The organism is Streptomyces sp. RB17, from assembly GCF_009604455.1.
In the GTDB taxonomy this organism is placed as follows: domain Bacteria; phylum Actinomycetota; class Actinomycetes; order Streptomycetales; family Streptomycetaceae; genus Streptomyces.
This window is the reverse complement of record NZ_WEGL01000002.1, coordinates 310,135-333,908: the sequence shown is the minus strand read 5'-3', so window position 1 is coordinate 333,908 and position 23,774 is coordinate 310,135. Positions and strand designations below refer to the sequence as shown.

Genomic DNA, 23,774 nt, shown 5'->3' with positions numbered 1-23,774 from the left:
CGCCTTTTCACCCGCCGTTGGCACGGCCCGGAGAACCTCTGCGGATGTGACTGCCGTCCCGCTTCCCCCACCGCCCCGGGGACGACTCCCCCGTCGCGTCCCCGTCCGCCAGGTGCTGTGCCTGGTGCCGCTCGCGCTCGTGGCCGTCGTCGCCGTACGGAACCGCTCCCTGCTCGCCGCGGGCTTCGGCCAGCTGCGCACCGCGTCCTGGCCGTGGCTGCTCGCGGCGGCCGGGGCCACCTGTCTGACCTGGGTGGCGGCCGCGTTCACCCGGCAGGGCGCGGTGGTGCAGCCGCTGCCGAAGGCGCGGCTGCTGGCCACCCAGTTCGCGGCGGCCTCGGCCAACCATCTGCTGCCCACCGGGCTGGGTGCGGGCGCGGTGAACCTGCGATTCATGACCGTGTGCGGGGTGCCCCTGGCCCGCTCCTCGGCCGCGCTCGCCCTGTATCTGCTGGCCGAGTCCGTGGGCCGGCTCGGTCTGCTGTCCGTGCTGCTGCTCGCCTTCCCCGACGCGCTTCGGCTCGGCCCGCTGCTGCCGGACGGCTCGGCCCTGCCGCTGCTGCTGGGCGCGGCCGGCCTGCTGGTCGTGGCGGCGGCCGTCGTGGCCCTCGTACGACCGCTGCGCACCCGCGTGTACGCGTTCGTCCGGGACGCCCTCGGCGAGGCACGGTCGGTGCACACCCGGCCGGCCCGCGCCCTGGCCCTGTGGGGCGGCTCGCTGGCCTTCCCCGCCCTGCAGGCGGCCGGTCTGGCGGCGGTCGGCCAGGCACTGCGGCTTCCGGTGCCGGTGGCGCACATGGTGCTCGCCTATCTCGCGGCGACCGTCGCGGTGGCGCTGGTGCCCACCCCGGGCGGGCTCGGCTCGGTCGAGGCGGCCCTGATCGTGGCCCTGGTCGCCGTGGGCGGCCCGGCCGCGGTGGCCACGGCGGTGGTCCTCGCCTACCGCATCATCACCGTGTGGATGCCGTTGCTGCCGGGGGCGCTGACTCTGGGGGCGCTGGTCCGGTTCAAGGTCATCTGAGGCAGAGTGGCCTCCCCGACCAGAACAAGGAGGCTTCCCATGCCGGTCCGCGTGGAGCGCACGGAGTACGTCACCACGGTCGTCCTGTCCCGACCGGAGGCCCGTAACGCGGTGGACGGTCCCACGGCCGCAGAGCTGGCCGACGCCTTCCGGGAGTTCGAGGCGGACGACCGTGCCCGGGTCGCGGTGCTGTGGGGTGAGGGCGGCACGTTCTGCGCCGGGGCGGACCTGAAGGCGATCGGGACGGAACGCGGCAACCGGGTGGCCGAGGACGGTGACGGCCCGATGGGGCCGACCCGGATGCGGCTGTCGAAGCCGGTGATCGCCGCCGTCGCCGGGCACGCGGTGGCGGGCGGCCTGGAGCTGGCCCTGTGGTGCGATCTGCGGGTCGCGGAGGAGGACGCCGTGTTCGGGGTGTTCTGCCGCCGCTGGGGCGTGCCGCTGATCGACGGCGGCACGGTACGGCTGCCCCGGCTCATCGGCACCGGCCGGGCCATGGACATGATCCTCACCGGCCGCCCGGTACCTGCCCGCGAGGCGTATGAGATGGGGCTCGCCAACCGCGTGGTGCCGACAGGACGGGCCCGCGCCGAGGCCGAGGCGCTGGCCGCGGACATCGCCCGCTTCCCGCAGGCCTGTCTGCGCAGCGACCGCGCGTCGGTCCTCGGCCAGGAGGGGCTGGACGAGGAGACGGCGCTGCGTGGCGAACTCCGGTACGGAATAGGAGTGCTGGTGCAGAGCACGGAGGGCGCCGCACGGTTCGCCTCCGGATCCGGGCGGCACGGGTCGTTCACGGATCTGTGAACCGCCCCGCCTCATTCCTCGGGCAGCCCGGCGTAGACGCGCAGAGGGTTGCGCGGTGTGGGCAGGCCAAAGGCGCGTACGGTGCTCCAGAGGTTCATCCACTGCCAGGTCTCGGTGTCGAGTTCGGCGAGCACCCGCACCAGGCGCCGCTGCCGCTCGCCCAGCTCGCCCAAGGTCGGCCCCGCCGGCCCCGCTCGCCGAACGCCGGCCCCCGCCGGCCCCGCTCGCCGAACGCCGGCCACAGCGCGGCGCCGGCGACCGGGAAGGACGCCGGGCCCGAGGTGGCGGTCAGGGCGTCCGTGACCGCGTCCAGGGCCTCGCCGGGGAACCGGTAGGCGAGCAGGACGAGTGAGGCCGCGGCGTAGCCCCGCAGGTCGCCCTCGTGGAAGAGGACGCGCAGGGAACCGGTCTGCGGCGGCTCCTCGCGGCACTGAAACCGGGCCCGTTCAGCCGACGCTCACCACCACCTCGCCGCCCTTCGGGTCGACCTGTCCGGTCCAGCGTGCGGTGAGGGTCAGGGTGCGGTTCGGCAGCGCGGTCCCGAGGCAGGGCCGCTCCCGGTGCAGGAGGCGGCCGTCCTGGTGGACCTGGAGGACCGGGCGGGTCAGCGGGGCGCTGGTGCGCAGGAGGTAACGGGCGGGCGGGTCGACGGGGGCGACGCGGTTCGGGGCGATCCAGCGCAGCGGAGCGTCGACGGCGAGCGGGACTCCCGGCTCCGGCCAGGGGGCGCCCGCCAGGAAGCCGAGGGCGGCACCGGCCACCAGGGCGCCCTCGGCGGCCGCCGTGCCGGCGCGCTCGACGGCGTGCAGGACGTTCCCGGCGGCGAACACCCCGGGGCGCGAGGTGTGCAGGGCGCCGTCGACGGCGGGGCCGCGGGTGCCGGGGTCCAGGACGAGGGCGCCGCGGCGGGCGAGCTCGTGGTCGGGGACGAAGTCGCCGGTGAACACGACGGTGTCACAGGCCAGTACGGCGGTTCGGCCGTCGCGCCGGCGGACGCGGACTCCGGACAGGCGGCCGTGGCCGAGGAGTTCGGCGACCGTGGTGCGCGTCAGCAGCGGAACGCGGTCGCGCAGCCGGGTCGACCGGGCACGGGCCCGGCCGGTCTGGGCCCGCGGGTGTTCCGTGACCAGGGCGACGACCTCGGCGCCGGCCGCGCGCACGGTGGCGGCCGCCGCGTACGAGACGTCCTCGGCGCCGACCACGACCGCACGGGTGCCGATGCGCTGCCCGAACAGGTGGACCGCCTGCTGGAGTTCGCCGGCGGTGTAGACACCGGCCGGGCGGGTGCCGGGCACCAGCCGGGCGGTGCGCGGCCGTTCGCGCGCACCGGTGGCCAGAACAACGGCCCGCGCCTCGATGATCTCGGCCCCGCCGGGACCGACGGCGCTGAGCACGGCACCGGCTCCCGTGCCGCCCCCGGCCGCGCTCGCCGCCGCCGCGTGCCCGCCGTCCGCCGTCGTCGGTGACCCCGCGGGCCGCCAGTCCAGGACCGTCACCCCGGTCCGGATCACCGCGCCCGCCCGCACCGCGGCCTCTGTCAGCAGGTGGGCGTACGCGGGGCCGGTCAGCGGACGCGTCCACGTGCCGAAGCCGCCGTGTGCGCAGTGCCGTGGGACTCCGCCGGCCTCGGCCTCCCGCTCCAGAACCTCCACGCGCCCCACTCCGGCTGCGGCCAGCCGTGCGGCGGCCGTGAGCCCGGCGGGGCCGGCGCCGACGAGGAGGACGTCGACCCGACGTACGTGCGTCATGGCCACCTCCTCCCGAACCGCCCCCGGCGCCACACCACTTCCCCGTCGGACGACTCCGGTCGCACCGTTTCCCCTGCTGACCGCTCCCGGCGCACCACCTCCCCGCCGCGTCGCCTCCCCGCCGGACCCCTCCCGCCCCACCGCCTCCCCGGCGGACGACTCCGATCGCACCCGCTCCCCGCCGGACCCCTCTCGCCGCACCGCCTCCCCGCCAGACCCCTCCAGCCCCACCGCCTCCCCAGCGGACGACTCCGATCGCACCCGCTCCCCGCCGGACGCCTTCCGCGCCACAGCCTCCCCGCCGGACCCCTCCCGCCCCACCGCCTCCCCAGCGAACGGCCCCGATCGCACCCGCTCCCCGCCCGACCCCTCTCGCCGCACCGCCTCCCCGCCAGACCCCTCCAGCCCCACCGCCTCCCCAGCGGACGACTCCGATCGCACCCGCTCCCCGCTGAACCCTTCTCGCCGCACCGCCTCCCCGCCCACCGGCTGCCGCACCGCCTCCCCGCCCGTCGGCCGGCCTGTCGCCGACTCGGCCTCGGGGAAGCCCCGTTCGAGCAGCTCCCGCACGGTCGCCCCGCAGGAGAACCCCTGGCAGCGGCCCGCGCGAGCCCGGGTGCGGCGGCGCAGGCCCTCCAGGGTGCGGGGCGGGATCGTACTCGCGAGGGCGTCCCGGATCTCGCCTCGGGAGACGCGCTCGCAGTGGCACACGAGGGTGCCGTACTCGGAGTCGGCGGCGACGAGTTCGGGCCGCTGGTAGGGGCGCCGGAAGGCCTCGCCGAGGTTGGGCATGGTCACCGGCTCCGGCTCGCGCACCGGGCCGAGGTCGAGACCGCTGTCGGCCAGCAGCCGGGTGACATGGGCGGCGATGGCCATCGACGCGGTCAGGCCGGTGGAGCGGATGCCGCCGACGGTGACGTACGCCTGCCCGGGGTGGGCGGCGATGCGGTAGTCCTCCTGCCCGGTGGCCGCGCGCAGCCCGGCGTAGACGGCGGTGACCTCCTCGTCCAGGAGGGCGGGCAGGACGCGGCGGCCCATGGCCCGGAGGCCGGCCAGGCCGTCGGCGGTGGAACCGGTGGCCCGCTTGTCGTCCAGGTCCTCGGCGGTGGGGCCGAGCAGCACGTTGCCGTAGACGGTCGGCGCGACCAGGACGCCCTTGCCGAGCGCGGTCGGGACCGGCAGCAGGATGTGCCGCACGAGCGGGCGGGCGAACTTGTCGTACACCAGGAGCTGGCCGCGGCGTGGGGTGACGGTGAAGTCCTCGTGGCCGAGCAGCCGGTCGAGGGTGTCGGCGTGCAGGCCGGCCGCGTTGACCAGGTGGCGGGCGTGCACGGTGCCGCGGGGGGTGGTCAGTCGGTGGCCGTCCGGTGCGTGACTCGCCTGCTGGACCGCCGCGTTCAGGTGCAGGTCCACTCCGGCGCGGACCGCCTGGGTGGCGTAGGCCAGGGTCGTCGTCCAGGGGCAGATGATGCTCTCGCCGGGCACGTGCAGCGCGCCGAGCGCTCCGGGGCCGAGGTGGGGCTCCAGGGCGTAGAGCTCGTCAGGTCCGAGCAGGCTCGTCTCGTGGTAGCCGTTGCGTCCCGCCTTTTCGGCGAGCCGGGGCAGGGCGGCGAGCTGCTCCTCGTCCCAGGCGACCAGCAGGGCGCCGACGCGTTCGACGGGGATGCCGGAGCCGGCCGCGTAGGCACCGAGCCGGTCGTGGCCCTCGCGGACCAGCCGGGCCTCCAGGGTGCCGGGGGCCGCGTCGAAACCGGTGTGCAGGATGGCCGTGTTGGCCTTGGACGTGCCCTGCCCGACATCGTCCTGGGCCTCGACCAGCGCCACGTCCAGGCGGGGATGGCGGGCGAGTTCCCGGGCGATGGCGCAGCCGACGACCCCGGCACCGACGATCGCGACGTCGTACGTCCGTGCGGGCAGCGGGCCGTCCCCGGTGACGGTCATGAGCCGGGCAGGGCCGCGACGGCGGCGCGGAAGCCGGCGCGGCGTTCCGCTGCCTCGTCGGCGCTGATGCGGGGTTCGTACACGGCGGCGGGCTTCCCGTCGGGCAGGACCTGTTCGACGCCCAGGGTACGGTCCGCGCCGAGGCGGGCGAGGGCGGCCGCGCCGAGTGCGGTCGCGTCGGGCAGCGCGGACACCTCGACGGGGCGTTGCAGCAGGTCGGCCTGGGTCTGCATGAGCAGGGCCGAGCGGGTCAGGCCGCCGTCGACGCGGAGCGTGTCCAGGGGGGCGCCGAGGTCGGCGGCGGCCGCGTCGGCGAGTTCGGCGACCTGGGCGGCGATGCCCTCGCACAGGGCCCGCACCAGATGGCCGGGTCCGGTGTCGAGGCCGAGGCCGGTGAGGGAGCCGCGCAGGTCGCCGCGCCACCAGGGGGCGGCGAGTCCCGCGAGGGCGGGCACGAAGGTGACGCCGCCGCTGTCGGGGACGGCACTGCCGACGGGATCGAGGTCGGCGGCGGAGGAGAGGACGCCGAGGTCGCAGAGCCAGCGGACGGCGGAGGCCGCGGTGTAGACCTGCCCGTCCAGACAGTAGCTGGTGGTTCCGGCGAGCCGCCAGGCCACGCAGCTGACCAGGCCGGAGGTGGCGCGCCGGGGGCGGTCGCCGGTGTGCGCGAGCAGGAACGCGCCGGTTCCGTAGGTGCACTTGGCGGCGCCGGGTGCGGTGACGCGCTGGGCGAGCAGGGCGGCCTGCTGGTCCACGATCAGTCCGGTGAGCGGGATCTCGCGGCCGAACGCCGTGGTGGTGCCGATGGGCTGGGCGTTGTCGGCCGGCTGGGGGAGCCGTTCGTCGGCCAGGCCGTACATCTCCAGCGCCCTCGGCGACCACTGCGCGCGGTCCAGGTCGAGCAGCTGGGTACGGCCGGCGGTGGCGGCGTCGGTGGCGAAGGCGCCGGTGAGGCGGTGGACCAGCCAGGCGTCGGAGGTGGTGACGACGCCCTCGCGGGTGAGGTGGCGGCGGATCCAGGCCATCTTCGGCGCGGCGAAGTACGGGTCGAGGGGCAGCCCCGTCAAGTGACGCAACTCCTCGGCGTGCCCGGCGAGTTCGGCGCACACGGTCTCGGCGCGCCGGTCCTGCCACACCAGGGCGTCGGTGAGGGGGCGGCCGTCGGCCGGGTCCCAGGCGAGGACGGTCTCGCCCTGGTTGGCCAGCCCCAGCGCCACGACGTCCTCGCCGGCCTCGGCGAGCGCCTGCCGGCCGGCGTCGACCACGGAGCCGTACAGCTCGGCCGGGTCCGTCTCGACCAGTCCGCCGGGCAGATACCGGGGGCGGACCTCGGCGAACCCGGAGCCGAGGACGCCGCGTTCCGGACAGACCACGAGGGCCTTGGTGCCGGACGTGCCCTGGTCGACGGCGAGCACCGGACCCGTCATCGCGCCTTACCCCACTCCGCACCGAAGATCACCGCGCCAGCCTGCCGCCGTGGCGGGACGGCGTCAAGCACTCTTGGTCTTCCAACTGGCCTGAATTGATCGTTGAGTTGGCAACAATGGCACGGCGGAACCCACCCCTCTATAGTGACCGCCGATCAGCACCCCACACCTCGATCGCCGCCCACAGGAGGGCTGTTGTCACGCCACCCCGCCAGCTCGCCCGCGCGCCAGTGGCCCGGGGCAGACGGCTGATGGCCAGAGAAGGACCCCGTCCCTCCTACGACCCCGCCGGCCCCGACCACACGCTGCGCGCCGCCCTCCAGGACCTGCGCACCGGCCGCTGGATGGCCATGCGCACGCTGCTCGCGGACACCCCGCCCGGCAGGCAGTGGACCCAGCGCACCCAGGTCCTCGCGGCGGCCGCCGCGGGCACCGACGTGGTGCGCGCCTGGCTCACGGAGGAGCCGGGCAGCGTCCACGCCGCGGTGATGCAGGCGCGGGTCGGGGTGGAGCGGGCCCTGCGCGCCCAGCGCGAACGGCACCGCCGTACCCACGAGTTGTGGATCGAGGCCTGGGACGCCGCCCAGTCCGCCACCGGGATCGCCCCGAAGGACCCGGTGCCCTGGGTGTGCCTGCTGGCGCTGGCCCAGCTGGATCCTGAGCAGCGCTGGGAGGAGCACCGGGTGCCCGCGCCCGAGCCGATGCTGCCGCCGGGCCCCTGGGGGCTGCTCGCCGAGGCCGGCAACAGGGACCCCGACAACCGCGAGGCCCACCACCGGATGCTGCAGTTCCTGTACGCGCGAGGCGGCTCGGGCCGGATCGCGGAGGCCGCCGGCTACGCCCAGTGGGCCGCCCGTCAGGCCCCGCCGGGCTCGGCGCTGCACCTGCTGCCGCTGTACGTGCGCGTCGAGCGCTACCGGCGCGACAGCGGGCACGACGCCGCACTGGATCTGCACTGGGTGGCGGAGGACGCGGCCCGCGAGGCGCGGCGCGCCCTGCACTCCTGGTTCGAGCACACCGACCGCGCCGAACGCTCCCTGCCGGACCTCAACCACCTGGCCCACGCCCTGTGGGGCTCGCTGCAATTCCCCGACGCGGCACGGGTGTTCGACGCCATCGGACCGTACTTCACGCCCCCGCCCTGGATGTACCGCACGCCCGACCGCGACCGCGCCGTGGAGGTCTTCGTCCAGGCCCGGGACCGCTGCCGGGCGGCCGCGGACGGCTCCCGCACCTGAACCGGCCGCTGCTCCCCGACCCTCTCGACCCGGAGGTCCCCCGCATGTCCCCCACCCCCGAGCCCGCACCCTCGCGTGGCCTGCCCCAGCAGGACGAGGAGAAGCGGCTGCGCGAACTCGGTTACCGGCCGGTGCTGGCCCGCCGCATGGGCGGCTTCGGCAACTTCGCGATCAGCTTCTCGGTGATCTCGATCCTGTCCGGCTGCATGACCCTGTACGGCTTCGGCCTGAACACCGGCGGTCCCGCCGTGATGCTGTGGGGCTGGGCGGGCGTCGGCCTGTTCGTGCTGTGCGTCGGCCTCGCGCTCGCCGAGGTCACCAGCGCCTATCCCACCTCGGGTGCCCTGTACTACATGGCCGACCGGCTCGGCGGCCGGCGCTGGGGCTGGTACACCGGCTGGCTGAATCTGCTCGGTCTGCTCGGCGCGATCGCCGGCATCGACTACGGCGCCGCCCTGTTCACCGGCGCGTTCGCCAACCTCCAGTGGGGCTTCCAGCCGACGCCGGGCAAGACGATGCTGGTCTTCTGCGCCATCCTGCTGCTGCACGCGGTGCTCAACCTCTTCGGCGTCCGCCTGGTCAGCCTGCTGAACTCGGTGAGCGTGTGGTGGCATCTGGCGGGTGTCGCGCTCATCGTCGGCGCCCTCGCGATCGTCCCCGACCACCACCAGTCCCCGTCGTTCGTGTTCACCAAGTTCGTCAACGAGACCGGCTGGCACAACCCGCTCTATGTGGCGGCGATCGGCCTGCTGCTCGCGCAGTACACCTTCTCCGGCTACGACGCCTCCGCCCATCTGTCCGAGGAGACCTCGCAGGCCTCGGTGTCCGCCGCGCGCGGCATCGTACGGTCCATCTGGGCGTCCTGGATCGCCGGATTCGTGCTGCTGGCCGGTCTGACCTTCGCCATCCAGGACTACGACGCCACGCGCACCACCGCCACCGGTGTGCCGCCGGCGCAGATCCTGCTCGACGGCCTGGGCACCGGTGGCGCGAGCGCGCTGCTCCTGGTGGTGATCGTCGCCCAGTTGTTCTGCGGCAACGCCGAGGTCGCGGCCGCCAGCCGGATGGTGTTCGCGTTCAGCCGCGACGGTGCGCTGCCCGGTTCGCACCTGTGGCGCAAGGTGAGCACCCGCACGCAGACTCCGGTCGCCGCGGTCTGGCTGTCCGTCGTCGTGGCCGGTGTCCTCGCCCTGCCGTCGCTGTACTCGGCGACGGCGTACAACGCGGTGACCGCCATCAACGTCATCGGTATCACCCCCGCCTACGCCATCCCCGTGCTGCTGCGGCTGCGCGCGGGCGACCGTTTCCAGCCGGGGCCGTGGCAGCTGGGCCGCTGGAGCCGGCCGATCGGCTGGATCGCGGTGATCTGGGTGGCCTGTGTGACCGTGCTGTTCTGCCTGCCGCAGGCCTCTCCGGTCACCGTCGACACGATGAACTACGCGTCGGTGGCGCTCGCCGTCGTCCTGGTCCTCGCGACCGTCTGGTGGTACGTCGCCCGCCGTTCGTACGGCACGCCGACCGCCGCCGCCTACGGCAGCGACCGCGACCAGGCGGAACTCGCGGAGGGCATCATCTGAGCCATCTGCCCGAAGAGCGCCCCTCCGGGTGCGAACTGGCGTTCCGGATACGGCAGGATGAACGATCGCGCCGGTCGACGGGGTTCCCGCGGCCGGCGCGATCGCACATCCCGCACTTCGAGCAGGTGACAACGTGACGAGACTTCACACCTCCGCAGCAGCCGCACGCCCCGGGGGTGACCGGTGAACCGCGCGCTGACCCTGGACGACCTCGTCCTCGCCGGAATCGCGGTGGCGGCGGGCCTGTTGCTCGCCTTCATGTCCCGCACCCTGCTGCGCTGGCTCGCGAAGCACGCCAAGCGGACTCGCTGGAGCGGCGACGACGTCATCGTGGACGCCCTGCGCTCGGTCGTGCCGTGGGCGGCGATCGCGGGCGGTGCGGCGGCGGCCGCGGTGGTGCTGCCGCTGACCCGGACCGTCCAGCACCACGTCAACCAGATCCTTGAGGTCTGGCTGATCTTCGTGGTGACCCTGTCCGCGGCCCGGGTGATCGCGGGACTGGTCCGCACGGTCACCCAGTCCCGCTCCGGCGTGGCGGGCTCGGCGACCATCTTCGTCAACATCACCCGGGTCCTGGTCCTCGCCATCGGCTTCCTGGTGGTCCTGCAGACCCTCGGCATCTCGATCGCGCCCCTGCTGACCGCCCTGGGCGTCGGCGGTCTCGCGGTCGCCCTCGCCCTGCAGGACACCCTCGCCAACCTCTTCGCGGGCATCCACATCCTGGCCTCCAAGACGGTCCAGCCGGGCGACTACATCCGGCTGGGCAGCGGCGAGGAGGGCTATGTCGTCGACATCAACTGGCGTCAGACGACGGTCCGCCAGCTCTCCAACAACCTGGTGGTCATCCCCAACGGCCAGCTCGCCAAGGCCAACATGACCAACTACACGCATCCCGAGCAGCGGTTGACGGTGCCGGTGCAGGTCGGGGTGGGCTACGACGCCGACCTGGAGCACGTGGAGCGGGTCACGGCGGAGGTCGTCGCCGAGACCATGCGCGAGGTGGAGGGCGCCGTACCGGAGCACGAGCCCGCCATCCGCTTCCACACCTTCGGCGACTCCCGCATCGGCTTCACGGTGATCCTCGGCGTCGGCGAGTTCAGCGACCAGTACCGCATCAAGCACGAGTTCATCAAGCGCCTCCACCGCCGCTACCGCGCGGAGGGCATCAGCATCCCGGCCCCGACCCGGACGGTGGCGCTGCAGCAGGGTGCGGTGATGATTCCGCAGCAGCGCAGCGCGGAGGAAATGGCGCCGGGGCCCGCCCGGGGCGACTAGCCGACCAGGCCGCGTCCGAACAGGCCGGCCCGCACGGCCCGGTCACGCTGACCATGCGCGGCCGGCCGTGCGGGCCGGGACCCTGCTACGGGCTCTCGGCGGATTCCCTGCCCTGGACCACGCACAGGGCCCAGATGATGAACCCGGACAGCGCGATCATCACGACGGACCACACCGGGTAGTACGGCAGGGACAGGAAGTTGGCGATGATCACCAGCCCGGCGATGCCCACGCCGGCGACGCGTGCCCACATCGACGGCGTGAACAGGCCGAAGCTGACGATCACGGCGAGCGCGCCCAGGACCAGATGGATCCAGCCCCAGCTGGTGAGGTTGAACTTGAAGACGTAGTTGGGCGTCGTCACGAAGACGTTGTCCTGGGCGATCGCCATGATGCCCCGGAACACGCCGAGCAGCCCGGCGAGCAGCAGCATGACGCCCGCGAAGGAGGTCAGACCGCCCGCCCACGCCTGCCTGGCGGTGCGGGTGTGGGCCTGGCTGCGGGGTGTCGTGGTCATAGGGGGCCTCGATTCGTTCGTGTCGTTCTCGTGGGCGCGGGTCAGCGCCCGGAGGAGGCGTGAGCGTTCTCGGAGCGCCGGGCCTGGCCGGCGTCGCTGAGGACCAGCTCCTTGGCCCTGCGGAACTCGTCCTCGGAGATGTCACCGCGCGAGCGCATCTCGGAGAGCTTGGCGAGTTCGTCGGCCCTGCTGGTGCCGGCCTGCGCGGTCTGGCGGACGTAGGAGTCGAAGGCCTTCTGCTGGGCGCGCGCCTGCGCCACCTCCCGCTCCCCCATGCCCTTGCCGCGGGCGATCAGGTAGACCAGGACTCCCAGGAAGGGCACCACGATCACGAAGAGGGTCCAGGCGGCCTTGGCCCAGCCGCCCATGCCGTCGTCGCGGAAGATGTCGACGACCACCCGGAACAGCAGGACGAACCACATGATCCACAGGAAGAACACCAGCATGGACCAGAAGACACCCAGCACCGGATAGTCGTACGCGAGGTAGGTCTGCGCGCTCATGTCTTTCCTCCATCCAGGGCACCGGCTCGCGGGGTTCGCCGAGCCGGTCTCTGCCGTTCCCAGCGTGCACACGGGTGGAACGGCCCGTCCTCACCCGAGGCGGGTGATCGTGCGCCCGGTCAGTCCATGGGGCCGGGTGCGCCCGGCAGGGCCCCGCTCCTGCGCAGCGCGGCCCGCCACGCGAAGGCGACCGCCAGTTCGACCAGGCCCAGCAGAACGAGCCACAGGCCGAGCAGCCGGGTCAGCGCCCGCGCCGACTCGGCGGGCAGCGCCAGCACCGCGACCCCGGCCACGATGCCGAGCAGCGCGGCACCCAGGACGACACCCCGGTGCGGCAGGTCCTTCGCGGCGATCGCCGTGTAGAGGGTGAGCACGCCGGACACCAGCCACACGAGTCCGACGACCAGCCCCAGCGCGGTGATGGTCTGCAGCGGATGGCGCAGGCAGAGCACGCCGGCCAGGACGTACAGCACGGCGACCAGCAGGCCGGGCAGCCGGTCTCCGTGCTCCTCCCGCGCGAACGCCGTCACGAACCGGATCGCGCCGCCGAGCAGCAGGTAGAGGCCGAGGACGACGGCGAGGACGTGCAGCGTCTCGTCGGGCCAGACGAGGATCAGCACACCCGGTACGAGCGTCACGATCGCCGACGCCAGGATCCAGGTCCAGGAGCGGGCGATCACCGTCATGGCCGGTGCGGGGCCGGTGGCCGCCTCGCCGGGCGGATACGACGGCCCGGCCCGCGACTCCTGTCCACGCGGTTCGGTCATCGCTCCTCCTCGCGCACTCGGCACGGGCCGCGCACGGGCTGACGCCGACGCGTCCCACGGCCCTCCGGCGAACAGCGTCCCCGGGGCGCCCGGTGCACCGGATCACCCGCCGCGGGTGATCCCTCCGCCCGGACCGGGTGGTGGCGCGGGGCGACGTTCCCGGGCCCGTTCGAGTGGGACGTCAAGCGGCTGACGGCCGGTTGCGGCGTCGCGGGGGGACGACGGCCTCACGGAGAATGAGCAGGACGACGCGGTGCGCGCGTGCGTGCGGGCCTGCCGGGACAGGCTGCGGGAGTTCGCCTCGGGGTGCACCCGGCGCTGGATCCTGCTGCTGCACTCCGCTCGCGGCCGGATCGTGGGGGCCGATCGGTGAGGTACGGCCGCTGGGGCGGTCGGCCAGGGGCGGTCACTCCGGCAGCTGCCGCATCTCCACGACCCGAAGTCCCAGCGACTGGCAGCGGTTCAGCAGCCCGTAGAGGTGCGCCTCGTCGATGACGGGTCCGAACAGCACGGTCTGACCGGACATCATCACGTGATCCAGCTCCGGGAAGGCCTTGGTGAGGGTCTCCGACATGTGTCCGTCGACGCGGATCTCGTAGCGCATGGGCCGTACTCCCGCCGCGGGCTGCTGCGGTCTTGCCTGCGATCGTGCTCCGCCCGGCCGCACCCGGCCTCACCCGGCACAGGTGATCCGGGTGCCCGGCTTCCGCGCATCGGAGCGATCTTGAACGCGTTGATCGCCGGGCCGAGCAGCGGATTGACCGCGGCCGCGCCCGCCACCGGGCGCCAGGGCTGCGCCGACCGGCCAGGTGGGCTGGTCCGCTGCCGGCGCACGGCAGCGGAGGAACTTCCCCAGCCCGCCGGCTTTGATCATCACCGACGCCGCGAGCATCGATGTTCGATGCCGGCGAGCAGCCGGACGATGGACACGGCCGGCGGCAGCAGGCCCGGCCGGACGACCCGGGGCGGCCCCGTGGTGCGGCCGAGCCGGGCGGCGCCGAGGGAGGTGACGAGCGTCGTGGCGGACACCGTCAGCAGCCGCAGCCCGGCCTGGATGGCGTCGAAATCTCTGCTGCGCGCCTCACCCGTCGCGGGCGAGACGTCCGGCGCCCGGTCAGATCAGCCCGTGCTCGCGCGCCCGGCGCACCGCCTCGGCGCGGCCGTTCACGCCCAGCTTCCGGTAGGCGCTCTTGAGGTGGGTCTTCACCGTGTTGACCGAGACGTACAGGTCGGCGGCGATCTCCTCCGTGGACATCAGGTCGGCCAGCCTGCCGACGACCTCGCGTTCGCGTCCGCTCAGCTCCTCGACGACCGGGGACGAGGGGTCCTCGGCCGCGCCCGGACCGCCAGGCGAGGCCGGCTCGCCCGGCGTGAGCCAGCCCGCGGCCAGGCCTTGCAGCGGCGGTGTGTCCAGCAGGTGCCGGATCCGCGGTCCGGCTTCGAGGAAGGGGCGCCGCAACCGCTCGCGCCGGGCCTCCCGCAGGGCTTGGGCGAGGAGTCTGCGCGCGGTGGCGACGTCGTACTCCGGAGCGGCCTCGGCGCGCACCAGCGCGGCCCGGACAGTCGCTCTCGGCCCGGTGCGGCCCTGCGTCCGCATGTGGTCGAGCAGGTCCATCGCCGCCTCGTGGTCGCCCGCAGCGAACCGGGCCCAGGCCAGCTCCGCCGCGCACACCGGCTCACCGTCGCAGGAGACGTCGTCGAGCACCTTCAAGGCGCTGTCCGGGCGGCCCTCGGCCAGATGGGCCGCGGAGGCGACCAGCGCCGTCTGCGCCTGTGCCCAGGGGGAGGTCACCAGGGCCGGCACGTCGAGGTCGGCCGCCGCCGCGGCGGCCCGTGGCTCACCCCGCGCCAGCAGCAGCCGTGCCGTCGCGAGCGACCGGCCGACGGCCGTGACCGGATCGCCCGGGGCTCCCGAGTCCGCCACCTCGTCCAACAGGGCCTGGGCCTGGCCCAGTTCGCCGCGATCGACGGCCACGGCCGCAAGTACCAGCTGCCCGAGGCCCGAGCCGCAGGACCGGGGGCAGCCGAGGCCGTACTTCTCCGCCTCCCGCAGGGCCGCCCGTGCCCTGCGCTCCGCCCGGCACAGCCGGCCTTCGAGGTAGTCGATCAGCGCCAGCTGTCCGAGGGAGTCCTCGCGGGGCAGCGCCGTGGAGACGCCGCTGGGGCATCCGGCCACCTCGGACAGGGCGGCGCGCGCGTCGTCGAAGCGCCCGGCCCACAGCCGGGCCGAACCCAGGTGGGTCAGCAGCAGGGCGGTGAGCTCGGGGTGCTTCTCCAGCAGCCGGGCGGAGACCTCGCCCCGCAGGTTCTCGGCCGTCGCCACGGCCTGCTCGGCCATGCCGGGCGAGCCGGTCAGCCGGGCCGCCAGGGACTGCAGCAGCGCACAGCTCAGCCGGCCCGCGGGGTCCGGCTCCGAGGCGAGGCGCTCCTCGGCGCGGCGCAGATGGACCAGGCCGTGTTCCACGTCGTACCCGGACAGGTCGCACGCGGCGCGCACGAGGTCCGCCGCCGCGGTCGTCGCCTCGGGTCCCATACGGGAGAACAGCTCGGCGAGGTCGCTGGCGCGCAGGCCGGTGAAGAGCCGGCCGATCGCCAGGTCGTCGACGAGGGCCTGGGCGGTGAAGTCCCAGTCGCCGGCGGCGGCGCCGTGCGCCAGTGCCTCGGGCAGGGCGCCGGAGCCGCGCAGCCACTGCGCGGCGCGCCGGTGGAGTTCGGTCTCCAGCCCCGGCGAGCGGACCCTGAGATGGACCCGGAGGATCTCACCGAACAGCGGGTGCAGGCGGTACCACGAGTGCCCGAGGTCCTCCACGAACGCGTTCTGGCCGTGCAGTGCGGTGAGGGCCTGCTCGGCGCCGCCGCGCCCGGTCAGCTCCGTCACCAGTGCCGGGGTGAACCGCTCCACGACGCTGACGCGCAGCAGGAGGTCCTGCGTGCGGGCCGGCTGCCGTTTCAGCACCTCCGCCAGCAGGAAGTCGGCGATCGAGCTGCGGCCCGCCTCGAAGTCCTTCAGATACGTCTCAGGGTCCGGGCTCTGCCGGGCGGCCAGGGCGCACAGGCGCAGCCCGGCGGCCCAGCCTCCGGTGCGCTCCACCAGGGCTCGGGTGGCCGCCGCGGGAAGCCGCAGCCCGTGCAGGGCCAGGAGCGCGGCGGCCTCGTCGACGGTGAAGGCCAGTTCGGCGTTCCGGATCTCGGTCATGGCCCCGGCCGCCCGGTAGCGGTGCAGCGGCAGCAGCGGCTCGGTGCGGGTGACGAGGACCAGGCGCAGCCCCTGCCCGGCATGGTGCAGCACGAACTCCAGCTGTTCCGCGATCCGTGCGGAGGTCACCCGGTCGAACTCGTCCAGTACGAGGACGACGGGCCGCTCCCGCCCGCTCAGTTCGTCGGCGAGCCGGGCCAGCAGCTTGTGCTCCACGCGATGCGCCTCGCCGGGGCAGCCGAGGCCGGCCGGGAGCGGCACCCCGGCTGCCCGCAGGGCCTGGAGCACATAGGCCCAGAAGACTCCGCAGCCCTGGTCCCCCGCCTCGTCCGTGAACCAGGCGACCGGTTGTCCGAGCTGGGCGGCCCAGTCCGCGACCAGCAGCGTCTTTCCCGCGCCGGCCGAGCCGTTGACCATCGTCAGAGGGGTCTCGAAGGCCTGGTCGAGGTGTGCGGCGAGCCGCGGGCGGCGCAGGAACGTGGCCGGCGTGGCCGGCAGGGCGAACCGGGTCTGCAGAAACGGCTCTCCCAGGGGATCGACGTGCGGGACGGCCGATCGCCTCGTCTGCTTCTGCCGCGTGGTCACAGGGTCACCGCCCTGTCGTCGGGCTTGCGGAGCGGGCTCCACTGGGTCAGGATCCCAGCTTTTCCGCACTCCCGCAGATCGCAGGGGCGGGTCGGTGGGGTCCTGACCGACCTGTCCGCGCTTCACCGGGCCGCACCATGAAGGCCGGGGTTCCTGACCGCGCCGGAGGGCCCGGGGCCGTGACCGCGCCGGAGGGGCCCGGGGCCATGACCGCTCAGGAAGGTCCCGGGGCCGTGAGACGGGGCGTGGTCGTCGGCCGGCTACGGTGAGCGCCGCCGTCAGCGCGCGTTCCGCGCCGTACTCGGCCTGGCGCGTGCCGCTTCCAGCTGCACCCTGCCCGCGGCCGCCAGCAGGGCGAGCAGCGCCAGGACGGCCAGCAGGACGAGGACCAGCAACAGGACGGTGAGAACCGTCGGATGGTTCCAGAGCGCGAAGACGAGCGCGATGATCAGCAGAGCGAGGAGCGAGACGGCCCGGCGGTAGGCCAGCGCGTACGCGCCGACGCGTCCGGCGCTGATGTGATGGGCGGCCGCCCAGCGCGCCGCGGAGTCCGCCGTGTGGTCGGAGTAGCCGCGGACGGCCACGGGCAGCCGTCCGGGGCCGACGAGATAGGCGCCCAGCGCGATGATCACACCCAGGACGACGGCCGTACGCAGGCTGACCCGCAGAAAGCGCAGCAGGGTGTCGAAGACGGCGGCCGCGGCGGCCTGCGACTGCACCTGGGGCGGAAGGTGGTCGAGGTAGTAGGCGCGCGCCACGACCAGGCCGATCGCCACCACCAGGCAGGCGAAGGCGGCGCCCAGCGCGGTGCGTGCCAGGGCCCGGCGCCGGTGGCGGGCCAGGAACACCCCGGCCGCACCGAAGAGGACGACGAGCACCGGGAACCAGTTCCCGACCACGTCGAGGAGGTGGGCGCCGGTGCGGAGCTTGGCGAGCTGGTCGGAGTGGAACAGGACGAACTGCTTGTTCACCTGCGGGATCTTGTCGGCGGGTTTCAGGCCGGCGTCGACGAGTTCGTTCTTCACCCGGTCGACGGCCCTGCCCACGTCCAGGGTGACGGTGCCGTCGCTGACCCCGACCGCCCCGCGTCCCTTGCCGGTCAGGGCGTGCACGACCGCGTTGTGGGCGGCGCGGTTGGCGTCGCGCCACACTGTCGCGAAGTCGTCGCTGTGGACGACACGGGTGGCGATCCTGGTCACGGCCGAGTCCACGGCGGAGTCGATCTCCGGTCCGAGCCGGCTGACCGCGTCGGCGGCGAGCGGCGGCAGGCCCTGGGACTGCAGCCAGGACGCGATGTCGCCGGCGACCCGCTTGCCGTCGACGTGGGCGCCCACTGCCTCGGTGATCCGGTGGACCGCCGCGTCCTGGACGGCGGGGTCGGTGGCCAGGGGCGCGACCGTGGACACATAGCGGTCGGTGTCGAGCGCGATGTCGTGGACCCAGGTGGCGAGCAGCGCGACCGGGACGAGGATGCAGGTCAGCACGATGAGGACGGCCGAGGCGGTGGTGCGCGCGACGCGGCCCGCGGCGGAGCCGGCGGGGCGGCCCGCCGGTAGCTCCTCACGGTCCGACGGAGGCGGCACCGGGTACGGCCGCTGCGGGTCCTGGCCCGCCCGGCCCGCCTCCCCACCGGCCCGATCCGAGCCCGGATCCGGCCGGCCCGATCCCCGATCCGGCCGATGCGCGGCCGCGTCCGACCCCTGCGCGTCCCCCGGCCCTCGCGCGTCCTCCGGCCGATGCGCGTCCTCCGGCCGATGCTTGGCCCCGTCCCGTCCCTCCGCGTCCCCCGACCCATGCGTGCCCCCCTCACCTCCCTGCGCGTTCCCCGGCCCGTGTACGTTCCCCTCGCCTCCCCGCGCATCCCCCTGCCGGCCCGCGTCCCCCGGCCGATGCGCCGCTCCGTCCCGCCCCTGCACGTCCCCCGGCCCTCGCGCGTCCTCCGGCCGTTGCTTGGCCCCGTCCCGTCCCTCCGCGTCCCCGTCCCGTCCCTGCGCGCCCCCCTCACGTCCCTCCGCGTCCCCCGACCCGTGCGCGCCCCCCTCGCGTCCCCGCGCGTTCCCCGGCCGGTGTGGGTCCGGCTGTGGTGGCTGCGGGTCGGGCGGCTTGGTCACGGGACCTCCGGGGCGGTGGTTGCCTGAACACCCCTATTGGGTCAGCCTCGTGGGCGGAGCGCGCGCCGGGGTGGACCGGACGGGCGACACAGCACCGCACGACGCGGGCTTCACGAATCCCGGGCCGCCCGGTCGCGCCGCGGAGCCGGACTGCCGAGGTGGCCCGCCAGGAAGGGCTCCTGCGCCAGTACGGCGCCCACGCTGACGGCGACGGCCGCGGCCACGCACACCACGATCAGCCAGGACAGGAGCACGAACACGGACCCCACGGGACCGTAGTCGGCGAGCGCGTGGCCGAGGGCCCGCGGCATGTACAGACGCGCGGTCATCGCCAGCACGGTGAGGACGGTCGCCGTGATCAGGGCACCCGGCAGCAGTGGCTTCCAGCCGACCAGCCCGCCCAGCAGCAGATGCTGGGTCCACCACCACAGGCCCACCTGACTGGCCCAGGTGAGCGGGATGCCGAGCCAGATGCCGACTCCGAAACCGTCGCGCAAGGGGCCCTGGAGCACCAGGACGCCGAGCCACAGGGCCAGCCATGCCAGCCACCGCCAGGGGGCGATCCGGGTTCCGGTGCGCGGGATCTCCCAGGCTCGCTTGCACAGGCGCTGCATCGCCCGGCTGACGGCGGTGGCCGACAGCAGCACCATCAGTGCGCCCACCACGCCGGTGGTCTGCTTCAGGTCGCCCGACGTGGGCTGGAGTGCCTGATCCAGTTGGGCTCGCGCCGCGCCCGTCAGCCCGAAGACCGCTGTCACGGACGCGATCAGCTGATGGCGCACCGCCTCCGGTGCGCACGCCGCGATGACGAACAGCAGGGGGACCGCGGTCAGGAAGCTCTGCGCCGCGAGGCGCGTGGCGGAATCGAAGATGTTCACGGACACCATGCGGTCGGCGAGATGCGTGACCACGGGAAGGCGGCTTTCCGTCCGCCGGTGCACCGACTTCGCCCAGGCGGTCAGCTTCCGAGCGCGCCCTTCCGTCGTCATCAGGGTCCCGGAGGCAAGCTGTGCGGGCACGCCCGGCACCCGCCCGCTGACGGCGCCCCGACGGTCGGCATGGCATCGCTCCTTTCGCTCCCTTCGCTCCTTTCTCTGGGACCAGCGTGGGGGGCCGAGCCCCCGGCGGCACTCCGGAGGGCCTCCGGTGTGCCGCCGCCCGCCGCCCGCCGAATATGCGGGCCCTCGCCCCCCGTGGTGGACTGGATGGGCAACGGGGGGAGGCGAGCGTCGGCCGCAAACCGCTGCCGGGGGCGACGGACGGGCCAGCGGTACCGGCTCCCCAGCGCCTCATGAGGAGAAGTCATGGACAACGTCGAAGAGATGGGGCCCGTCGACTACCTGGTCATCGAGTTCCCCGGCAACCGTATGACGGGAGAGGCGTTCCCGTTGCTGGTCGATCTCGTCGACCGCGGGATCGTCCGGATCATCGACCTCGCCTTCGTGCGCAAGGAGACGGACGGCTCGGTCGTCGCACTCGAGCTGCAGGACCTCGGCGACGAGACCGAACTCTCCGTCTTCGAGGGAGCCTCGGCCCGGGTGCTCGATCAGAGCGACCTCGACGAGGCGGCCAACGCGCTGGAGCCGGGCAGCTCGGCGGCGGTGCTGGTCTACGAGAACCTGTGGGCGGCTCCCCTGGCCGCCGCGCTCAGGCGCAGCGGAGCGCAGTTCGTCGCCGGCGGCCGTATCCCGGTGCAGGCTCTGGTGGCGGCGTTGGACGCCACGGAGGAGACGGTGCCGCCCGGCGGCTCCGCGGCCGCCTGAACCGGAGTATCCCGTACCGCGCCGCACCCGACCCATGGGAGATGACCGAACATGCCCGGACTGCTTCGCGGTGTCGCACGCACGGCCGTCGTCGCCGGTACCGCCACCGCCGTGTCCAACCGCGTCTCACGGCGGCAGGCCGGCCGGTGGGCGCAACAGGACTACGAACGGCAGCAACAGTACGAGCAGCCGTACGCACAGCCGCAGTACGAGCAGCCCCAGTACTCCCAGCCGCAGCAGGCGGCGCCGGCCCCTCCCGCCGTACCGCCGCCCGCGGCTCCCGACGAGATGACCGAGAAGATCATCCAGCTCAAGCAGCTGGCGGACCTGAAGGCCCAGGGAGTCCTGACGGACGAGGAGTTCGCGAACCAGAAGCGCCTGCTCCTGGGCTGAGCGGCGTCGACACGACGTACGCTCGGCACAGCATGACCACCTCGCCCGACCCGCGTCCCCTGGACCGGACGCTGGACGCGATCGCACGCCAGCCGTTCCGGGCCGGGTTCCGGCTGCGCGGCCGGGACCGGGCGACCGCGGAACTGAAGGGCCCGGCGACGATCCGGTGGCATGCCTACGACCTGGTCGCCAAGCGGCTCGCGCCGGCCGAGCCGTACAAGGACGGCAGGCAGACGCCGTACCGCGGTCACCCGGTCTTCGTCGCCCAGCACGCGACGGCCACCTGCTGCCGGGGCTGCCTGGAGCGCTGGCACGGGATTCCCGAGGGGCGGGAGCTGACCCGTGCCGAACATGTGTACGTGGTCGATGTGATCTGCCGGTGGATCGAACGGGAGATGACGGGCGGGACCACGGCCGGTCCCGCTCGCCGGCGCTGAGCAGCGTCAGCCGAGATCGGGGCGGGGTCGCGTTGCGCCGATGCGGCACGTTTTCCGGGCGGGACGGCCGGGACCCCTGTCGAGCGGACACCGGTCACGAGATATCTTGATGTCGAGCAATGTTGCAGACGTGGAGCGGAGCACCCGGTGACTGACTCGACCATCATCTACACCTACACAGACGAGGCCCCGGCCCTGGCGACGCATTCGTTCCTGCCGGTGATCCAGGCGTACGCCTCGCAGGCCGGTGTGCCCGTGACGACCCGGGACATCTCGCTGGCCGGGCGCATCATCGCCCACTTCCCGGAGTACCTGAACGAGGACCAGCGCATCCCGGACGCGCTGGCCGAGCTGGGTGACCTGGCCAAGACCCCCGCGGCCAACATCGTCAAGCTGCCGAACATCTCGGCGTCCATCCCGCAGCTGCGCGCCGCCGTCGCCGAGCTGCAGGGCAAGGGCTACGCGCTGCCGGACTACCCGGACGACCCGAAGACCGACGAGGAGCGCGAGATCCGCGCCCGCTACGACAAGGTCAAGGGCTCCGCCGTCAACCCGGTGCTGCGTGAGGGCAACTCCGACCGCCGTGCCCCGGCCTCGGTGAAGAACTACGCCAAGACCCACCCGCACCGCATGGGCGCCTGGACCCCCGAGTCCAGGACGAACGTGGCGACCATGGGCGAGAACGACTTCGCCTCCACCGAGAAGTCCACGGTCATCGCCGAGGACGGCGCGCTCCGCATCGAGCTGCTGGGCGCGGACGGCACCACCACCGTGCTGCGCGAGTCCGTACCGGTCCTGAAGGACGAGGTCGTCGACGCGTCCGTCATGCACGTCGCCGAGCTGGAGCAGTTCCTCGCCGCGCAGGTCGCCCGCGCCAAGCAGGAGGGCGTCCTGTTCTCCGTGCACCTGAAGGCCACCATGATGAAGGTCTCCGACCCGATCATCTTCGGTCATGTGGTGCGCGCCTTCTTCCCGAAGACCTTCGCGAAGTACGGCGAGACCCTGAAGGCGGCCGGCCTCACCCCGAACGACGGCCTCGGCGGCATCCTGAAGGGCCTGGACAACCTGCCCGAGGGCGCCGAGATCAAGGCCTCCTTCGACGCCGAGATCGCCGAGGGCCCGGCCCTCGCCATGGTCGACTCCGACAAGGGCATCACCAACCTGCACGTGCCGTCGGACGTCATCGTGGACGCCTCCATGCCGGCCATGATCCGCACCTCCGGCCACATGTGGGGCCCGGACGGCCAGGAGGCCGACACCCTCGCGGTCATCCCGGACTCCTCCTACGCCGGTGTCTACCAGGCCGTCATCGAGGACTGCCGGGCCAATGGCGCCTACGACCCGTCCACCATGGGATCGGTCCCGAACGTGGGACTGATGGCGCAGAAGGCCGAGGAGTACGGCTCGCACGACAAGACCTTCGAGGTCCCGGCCGCCGGCACGGTCCGTGTGGTCGACCAGGCCGGCAACGTGCTCATCGAGCAGCCCGTCGCGGCCGGCGACATCTTCCGCGCCTGCCAGACCAAGGACGACTCGATCCGCGACTGGGTCAAGCTGGCCGTCACCCGCGCCCGCGCCACCGGCGACCCGGCGGTGTTCTGGCTGGACGAGAACCGCGCCCACGACGCGCAGCTGATCGCCAAGGTTCAGCAGTACCTGCCCGAGCACGACACCGAGGGACTGGACATCAAGATCCTCTCCCCGGTCGAGGCCACCAAGCTGTCGGTGGAGCGCATCCGCCGCGGCGAGAACACCATCTCGGTGACCGGCAACGTGCTGCGTGACTACCTGACCGACCTCTTCCCCATCCTGGAGCTGGGCACCAGCGCCAAGATGCTGTCGGTCGTCCCGCTGATGGCGGGCGGCGGTCTGTTCGAGACGGGCGCCGGCGGCTCCGCGCCGAAGCACGTCCAGCAGCTGGTCAAGGAGAACTACCTGCGCTGGGACTCCCTCGGTGAGTTCTTCGCGCTCGTGCCCGCCTTCGAGCAGTACGCGGCGGCCACCGGCAACACCCGCGCCAAGGTCCTCGCCGACACCCTCGACCGCGCCACGGCGACCTTCCTCAACGAGGACAAGTCCCCGACCCGTCGCGTCGGCGGCATCGACAACCGCGGCAGCCACTTCTACCTGTCCCTGTACTGGGCGCAGGAGCTGGCCCGGCAGACCGAGGACGCCGACCTGGCGAAGGCCTTCGCGCCGCTCGCCGACACCCTCGCCGCGAACGAGCAGAAGATCGTGGACGAGCTGATCGCCGTCCAGGGCAAGCCGGCCGACATCGGCGGCTACTACAAGGTCGACCAGGCCAAGGCGGACGCGGTCATGCGCCCGTCGGCCACCTGGAACGAGACGCTGGCGTCCCTGAGCTGATGCCTGCGGCGCCCGAGCCGCTGACCTGAGTGTCCTCCGCCCCGGCCGGTACGTCCGCCGGGGCGGAGGCATGTCCGGGTACCGCCCCCGTCCGGGAGAGCGGA

General features: G+C 73.7%; 20 protein-coding genes and 1 pseudogene. 9 read left to right on the top strand and 12 right to left on the bottom strand.

What is annotated here, in order from left to right; all coding sequences use genetic code 11:
* The first annotated feature begins 46 nt into the window (after positions 1–46).
* On the top strand, positions 47–1,021 hold the full coding sequence (locus tag SRB17_RS08485) for a lysylphosphatidylglycerol synthase transmembrane domain-containing protein (RefSeq protein WP_323375189.1): 975 nt from the start codon (positions 47–49) through the stop codon (positions 1,019–1,021).
* Positions 1,022–1,060: 39 nt separating this feature from the next.
* Positions 1,061–1,825: a crotonase/enoyl-CoA hydratase family protein gene (locus SRB17_RS08480; protein ID WP_153536408.1), complete on the top strand. Its 765-nt coding sequence runs from the start codon at positions 1,061–1,063 to the stop codon at positions 1,823–1,825.
* 11 nt (positions 1,826–1,836) lie between these two features.
* Here SRB17_RS08480 and SRB17_RS08475 read toward each other — a convergent pair whose 3' ends face one another.
* The 4 genes and pseudogenes from SRB17_RS08475 to SRB17_RS08460 all read right to left on the bottom strand — a co-directional run bounded on the left by SRB17_RS08475 (position 1,837) and on the right by SRB17_RS08460 (position 6,941).
* A complete protein-coding gene (locus SRB17_RS08475; RefSeq protein ID WP_153536406.1) occupies positions 1,837–1,998 on the bottom strand; it encodes a hypothetical protein in 162 nt (53 codons plus the stop codon).
* A 273-nt stretch (positions 1,999–2,271) separates the two neighbouring features.
* On the bottom strand, positions 2,272–3,573 hold the full coding sequence (locus tag SRB17_RS08470) for an NAD(P)/FAD-dependent oxidoreductase (RefSeq protein WP_153538058.1): 1,302 nt from the start codon (positions 3,571–3,573) through the stop codon (positions 2,272–2,274).
* Positions 3,574–4,125: 552 nt separating this feature from the next.
* Positions 4,126–5,514 (bottom strand): annotated as a pseudogene (locus SRB17_RS08465) (FAD-dependent oxidoreductase); the annotation flags it as partial.
* Positions 5,511–6,941, bottom strand: coding sequence for an FGGY family carbohydrate kinase (locus SRB17_RS08460; protein WP_153536404.1), 1,431 nt, complete (start codon positions 6,939–6,941; stop codon positions 5,511–5,513). The gene SRB17_RS08460 and the pseudogene SRB17_RS08465, both read right to left, overlap by 4 nt.
* A gap of 251 nt (positions 6,942–7,192) precedes the next feature.
* Here SRB17_RS08460 and SRB17_RS08455 point away from each other — a divergent pair, with 251 nt between their 5' ends.
* The 3 genes from SRB17_RS08455 (at position 7,193) to SRB17_RS08445 (ending at position 11,031) form a co-directional block, all read left to right on the top strand.
* Positions 7,193–8,179 (top strand): hypothetical protein, encoded by a 987-nt coding sequence (locus SRB17_RS08455; protein ID WP_153536402.1) that lies wholly within the window; start codon positions 7,193–7,195, stop codon positions 8,177–8,179.
* Between the two features lie 44 nt (positions 8,180–8,223).
* On the top strand, positions 8,224–9,756 hold the full coding sequence (locus SRB17_RS08450) for an amino acid permease (protein ID WP_153536400.1): 1,533 nt from the start codon (positions 8,224–8,226) through the stop codon (positions 9,754–9,756).
* Positions 9,757–9,939: 183 nt separating this feature from the next.
* Positions 9,940–11,031, top strand: coding sequence for a mechanosensitive ion channel family protein (locus tag SRB17_RS08445; RefSeq protein ID WP_323375188.1), 1,092 nt, complete (start codon positions 9,940–9,942; stop codon positions 11,029–11,031).
* 85 nt (positions 11,032–11,116) lie between these two features.
* On the opposite strand, the gene SRB17_RS08440 is transcribed toward SRB17_RS08445, so the two are convergent.
* From SRB17_RS08440 to SRB17_RS08405, 8 genes are all read right to left on the bottom strand, one after another.
* Entirely contained in the window at positions 11,117–11,548 is a 432-nt protein-coding gene (locus SRB17_RS08440; RefSeq protein ID WP_153536398.1) for a hypothetical protein, read from the bottom strand.
* 41 nt (positions 11,549–11,589) lie between these two features.
* Complete coding sequence (locus SRB17_RS08435; RefSeq protein ID WP_153536396.1) at positions 11,590–12,051, bottom strand: SHOCT domain-containing protein; 462 nt, start codon at positions 12,049–12,051, stop codon at positions 11,590–11,592.
* A 119-nt stretch (positions 12,052–12,170) separates the two neighbouring features.
* Positions 12,171–12,818 (bottom strand): HdeD family acid-resistance protein, encoded by a 648-nt coding sequence (locus SRB17_RS08430; protein WP_153536395.1) that lies wholly within the window; start codon positions 12,816–12,818, stop codon positions 12,171–12,173.
* Between the two features lie 406 nt (positions 12,819–13,224).
* Positions 13,225–13,422, bottom strand: coding sequence for a hypothetical protein (locus tag SRB17_RS08425; protein ID WP_153536393.1), 198 nt, complete (start codon positions 13,420–13,422; stop codon positions 13,225–13,227).
* A 269-nt stretch (positions 13,423–13,691) separates the two neighbouring features.
* Positions 13,692–13,847, bottom strand: coding sequence for a hypothetical protein (locus tag SRB17_RS08420; RefSeq protein WP_153536391.1), 156 nt, complete (start codon positions 13,845–13,847; stop codon positions 13,692–13,694).
* A gap of 85 nt (positions 13,848–13,932) precedes the next feature.
* Complete coding sequence (locus SRB17_RS08415) at positions 13,933–16,599, bottom strand: LuxR C-terminal-related transcriptional regulator (protein WP_323375187.1); 2,667 nt, start codon at positions 16,597–16,599, stop codon at positions 13,933–13,935.
* A gap of 278 nt (positions 16,600–16,877) precedes the next feature.
* Complete coding sequence (locus SRB17_RS08410; RefSeq protein WP_323375186.1) at positions 16,878–18,182, bottom strand: hypothetical protein; 1,305 nt, start codon at positions 18,180–18,182, stop codon at positions 16,878–16,880.
* Between the two features lie 638 nt (positions 18,183–18,820).
* On the bottom strand, positions 18,821–19,729 hold the full coding sequence (locus SRB17_RS08405) for a YhjD/YihY/BrkB family envelope integrity protein (RefSeq protein WP_323375185.1): 909 nt from the start codon (positions 19,727–19,729) through the stop codon (positions 18,821–18,823).
* A 285-nt stretch (positions 19,730–20,014) separates the two neighbouring features.
* Between SRB17_RS08405 and SRB17_RS08400 the strand changes: the two genes are divergently transcribed.
* The 4 genes from SRB17_RS08400 to SRB17_RS08385 all read left to right on the top strand — a co-directional run bounded on the left by SRB17_RS08400 (position 20,015) and on the right by SRB17_RS08385 (position 23,670).
* Positions 20,015–20,473: a DUF6325 family protein gene (locus SRB17_RS08400; protein WP_228395925.1), complete on the top strand. Its 459-nt coding sequence runs from the start codon at positions 20,015–20,017 to the stop codon at positions 20,471–20,473.
* A gap of 51 nt (positions 20,474–20,524) precedes the next feature.
* Positions 20,525–20,866, top strand: a complete 342-nt coding sequence (locus SRB17_RS08395) for an SHOCT domain-containing protein (protein WP_153536389.1) — start codon at positions 20,525–20,527, stop codon at positions 20,864–20,866.
* 32 nt (positions 20,867–20,898) lie between these two features.
* Complete coding sequence (locus tag SRB17_RS08390; RefSeq protein WP_153536387.1) at positions 20,899–21,303, top strand: DUF4186 domain-containing protein; 405 nt, start codon at positions 20,899–20,901, stop codon at positions 21,301–21,303.
* Between the two features lie 147 nt (positions 21,304–21,450).
* Positions 21,451–23,670 carry an NADP-dependent isocitrate dehydrogenase gene (locus SRB17_RS08385; protein WP_323375184.1) on the top strand — a complete coding sequence of 740 codons (2,220 nt, stop codon included), beginning with the start codon at positions 21,451–21,453 and terminating at the stop codon, positions 23,668–23,670.
* The last annotated feature ends 104 nt before the right edge of the window (positions 23,671–23,774 follow it).

What these genes read in the sequence shown, in the direction of transcription:
- SRB17_RS08455 (WP_153536402.1), top strand. Translation starts at nt 7,193, where the DNA reads ATGGCCAGAGAAGGACCCCGTCCCTCCTACGACCCCGCCGGCCCCGAC.
- SRB17_RS08450 (WP_153536400.1), top strand. Translation starts at nt 8,224, where the DNA reads ATGTCCCCCACCCCCGAGCCCGCACCCTCGCGTGGCCTGCCCCAGCAG.
- SRB17_RS08400 (WP_228395925.1), top strand. Translation starts at nt 20,015, where the DNA reads ATGGACAACGTCGAAGAGATGGGGCCCGTCGACTACCTGGTCATCGAG.
- SRB17_RS08395 (WP_153536389.1), top strand. Translation starts at nt 20,525, where the DNA reads ATGCCCGGACTGCTTCGCGGTGTCGCACGCACGGCCGTCGTCGCCGGT.
- SRB17_RS08435 (WP_153536396.1), bottom strand. Translation starts at nt 12,051, where the DNA reads ATGAGCGCGCAGACCTACCTCGCGTACGACTATCCGGTGCTGGGTGTC.
- SRB17_RS08440 (WP_153536398.1), bottom strand. Translation starts at nt 11,548, where the DNA reads ATGACCACGACACCCCGCAGCCAGGCCCACACCCGCACCGCCAGGCAG.
- SRB17_RS08470 (WP_153538058.1), bottom strand. Translation starts at nt 3,573, where the DNA reads ATGACGCACGTACGTCGGGTCGACGTCCTCCTCGTCGGCGCCGGCCCC.
- SRB17_RS08430 (WP_153536395.1), bottom strand. Translation starts at nt 12,818, where the DNA reads ATGACCGAACCGCGTGGACAGGAGTCGCGGGCCGGGCCGTCGTATCCG.
- SRB17_RS08425 (WP_153536393.1), bottom strand. Translation starts at nt 13,422, where the DNA reads ATGCGCTACGAGATCCGCGTCGACGGACACATGTCGGAGACCCTCACC.
- SRB17_RS08390 (WP_153536387.1), top strand. Translation starts at nt 20,899, where the DNA reads ATGACCACCTCGCCCGACCCGCGTCCCCTGGACCGGACGCTGGACGCG.
- SRB17_RS08480 (WP_153536408.1), top strand. Translation starts at nt 1,061, where the DNA reads ATGCCGGTCCGCGTGGAGCGCACGGAGTACGTCACCACGGTCGTCCTG.
- SRB17_RS08460 (WP_153536404.1), bottom strand. Translation starts at nt 6,941, where the DNA reads ATGACGGGTCCGGTGCTCGCCGTCGACCAGGGCACGTCCGGCACCAAG.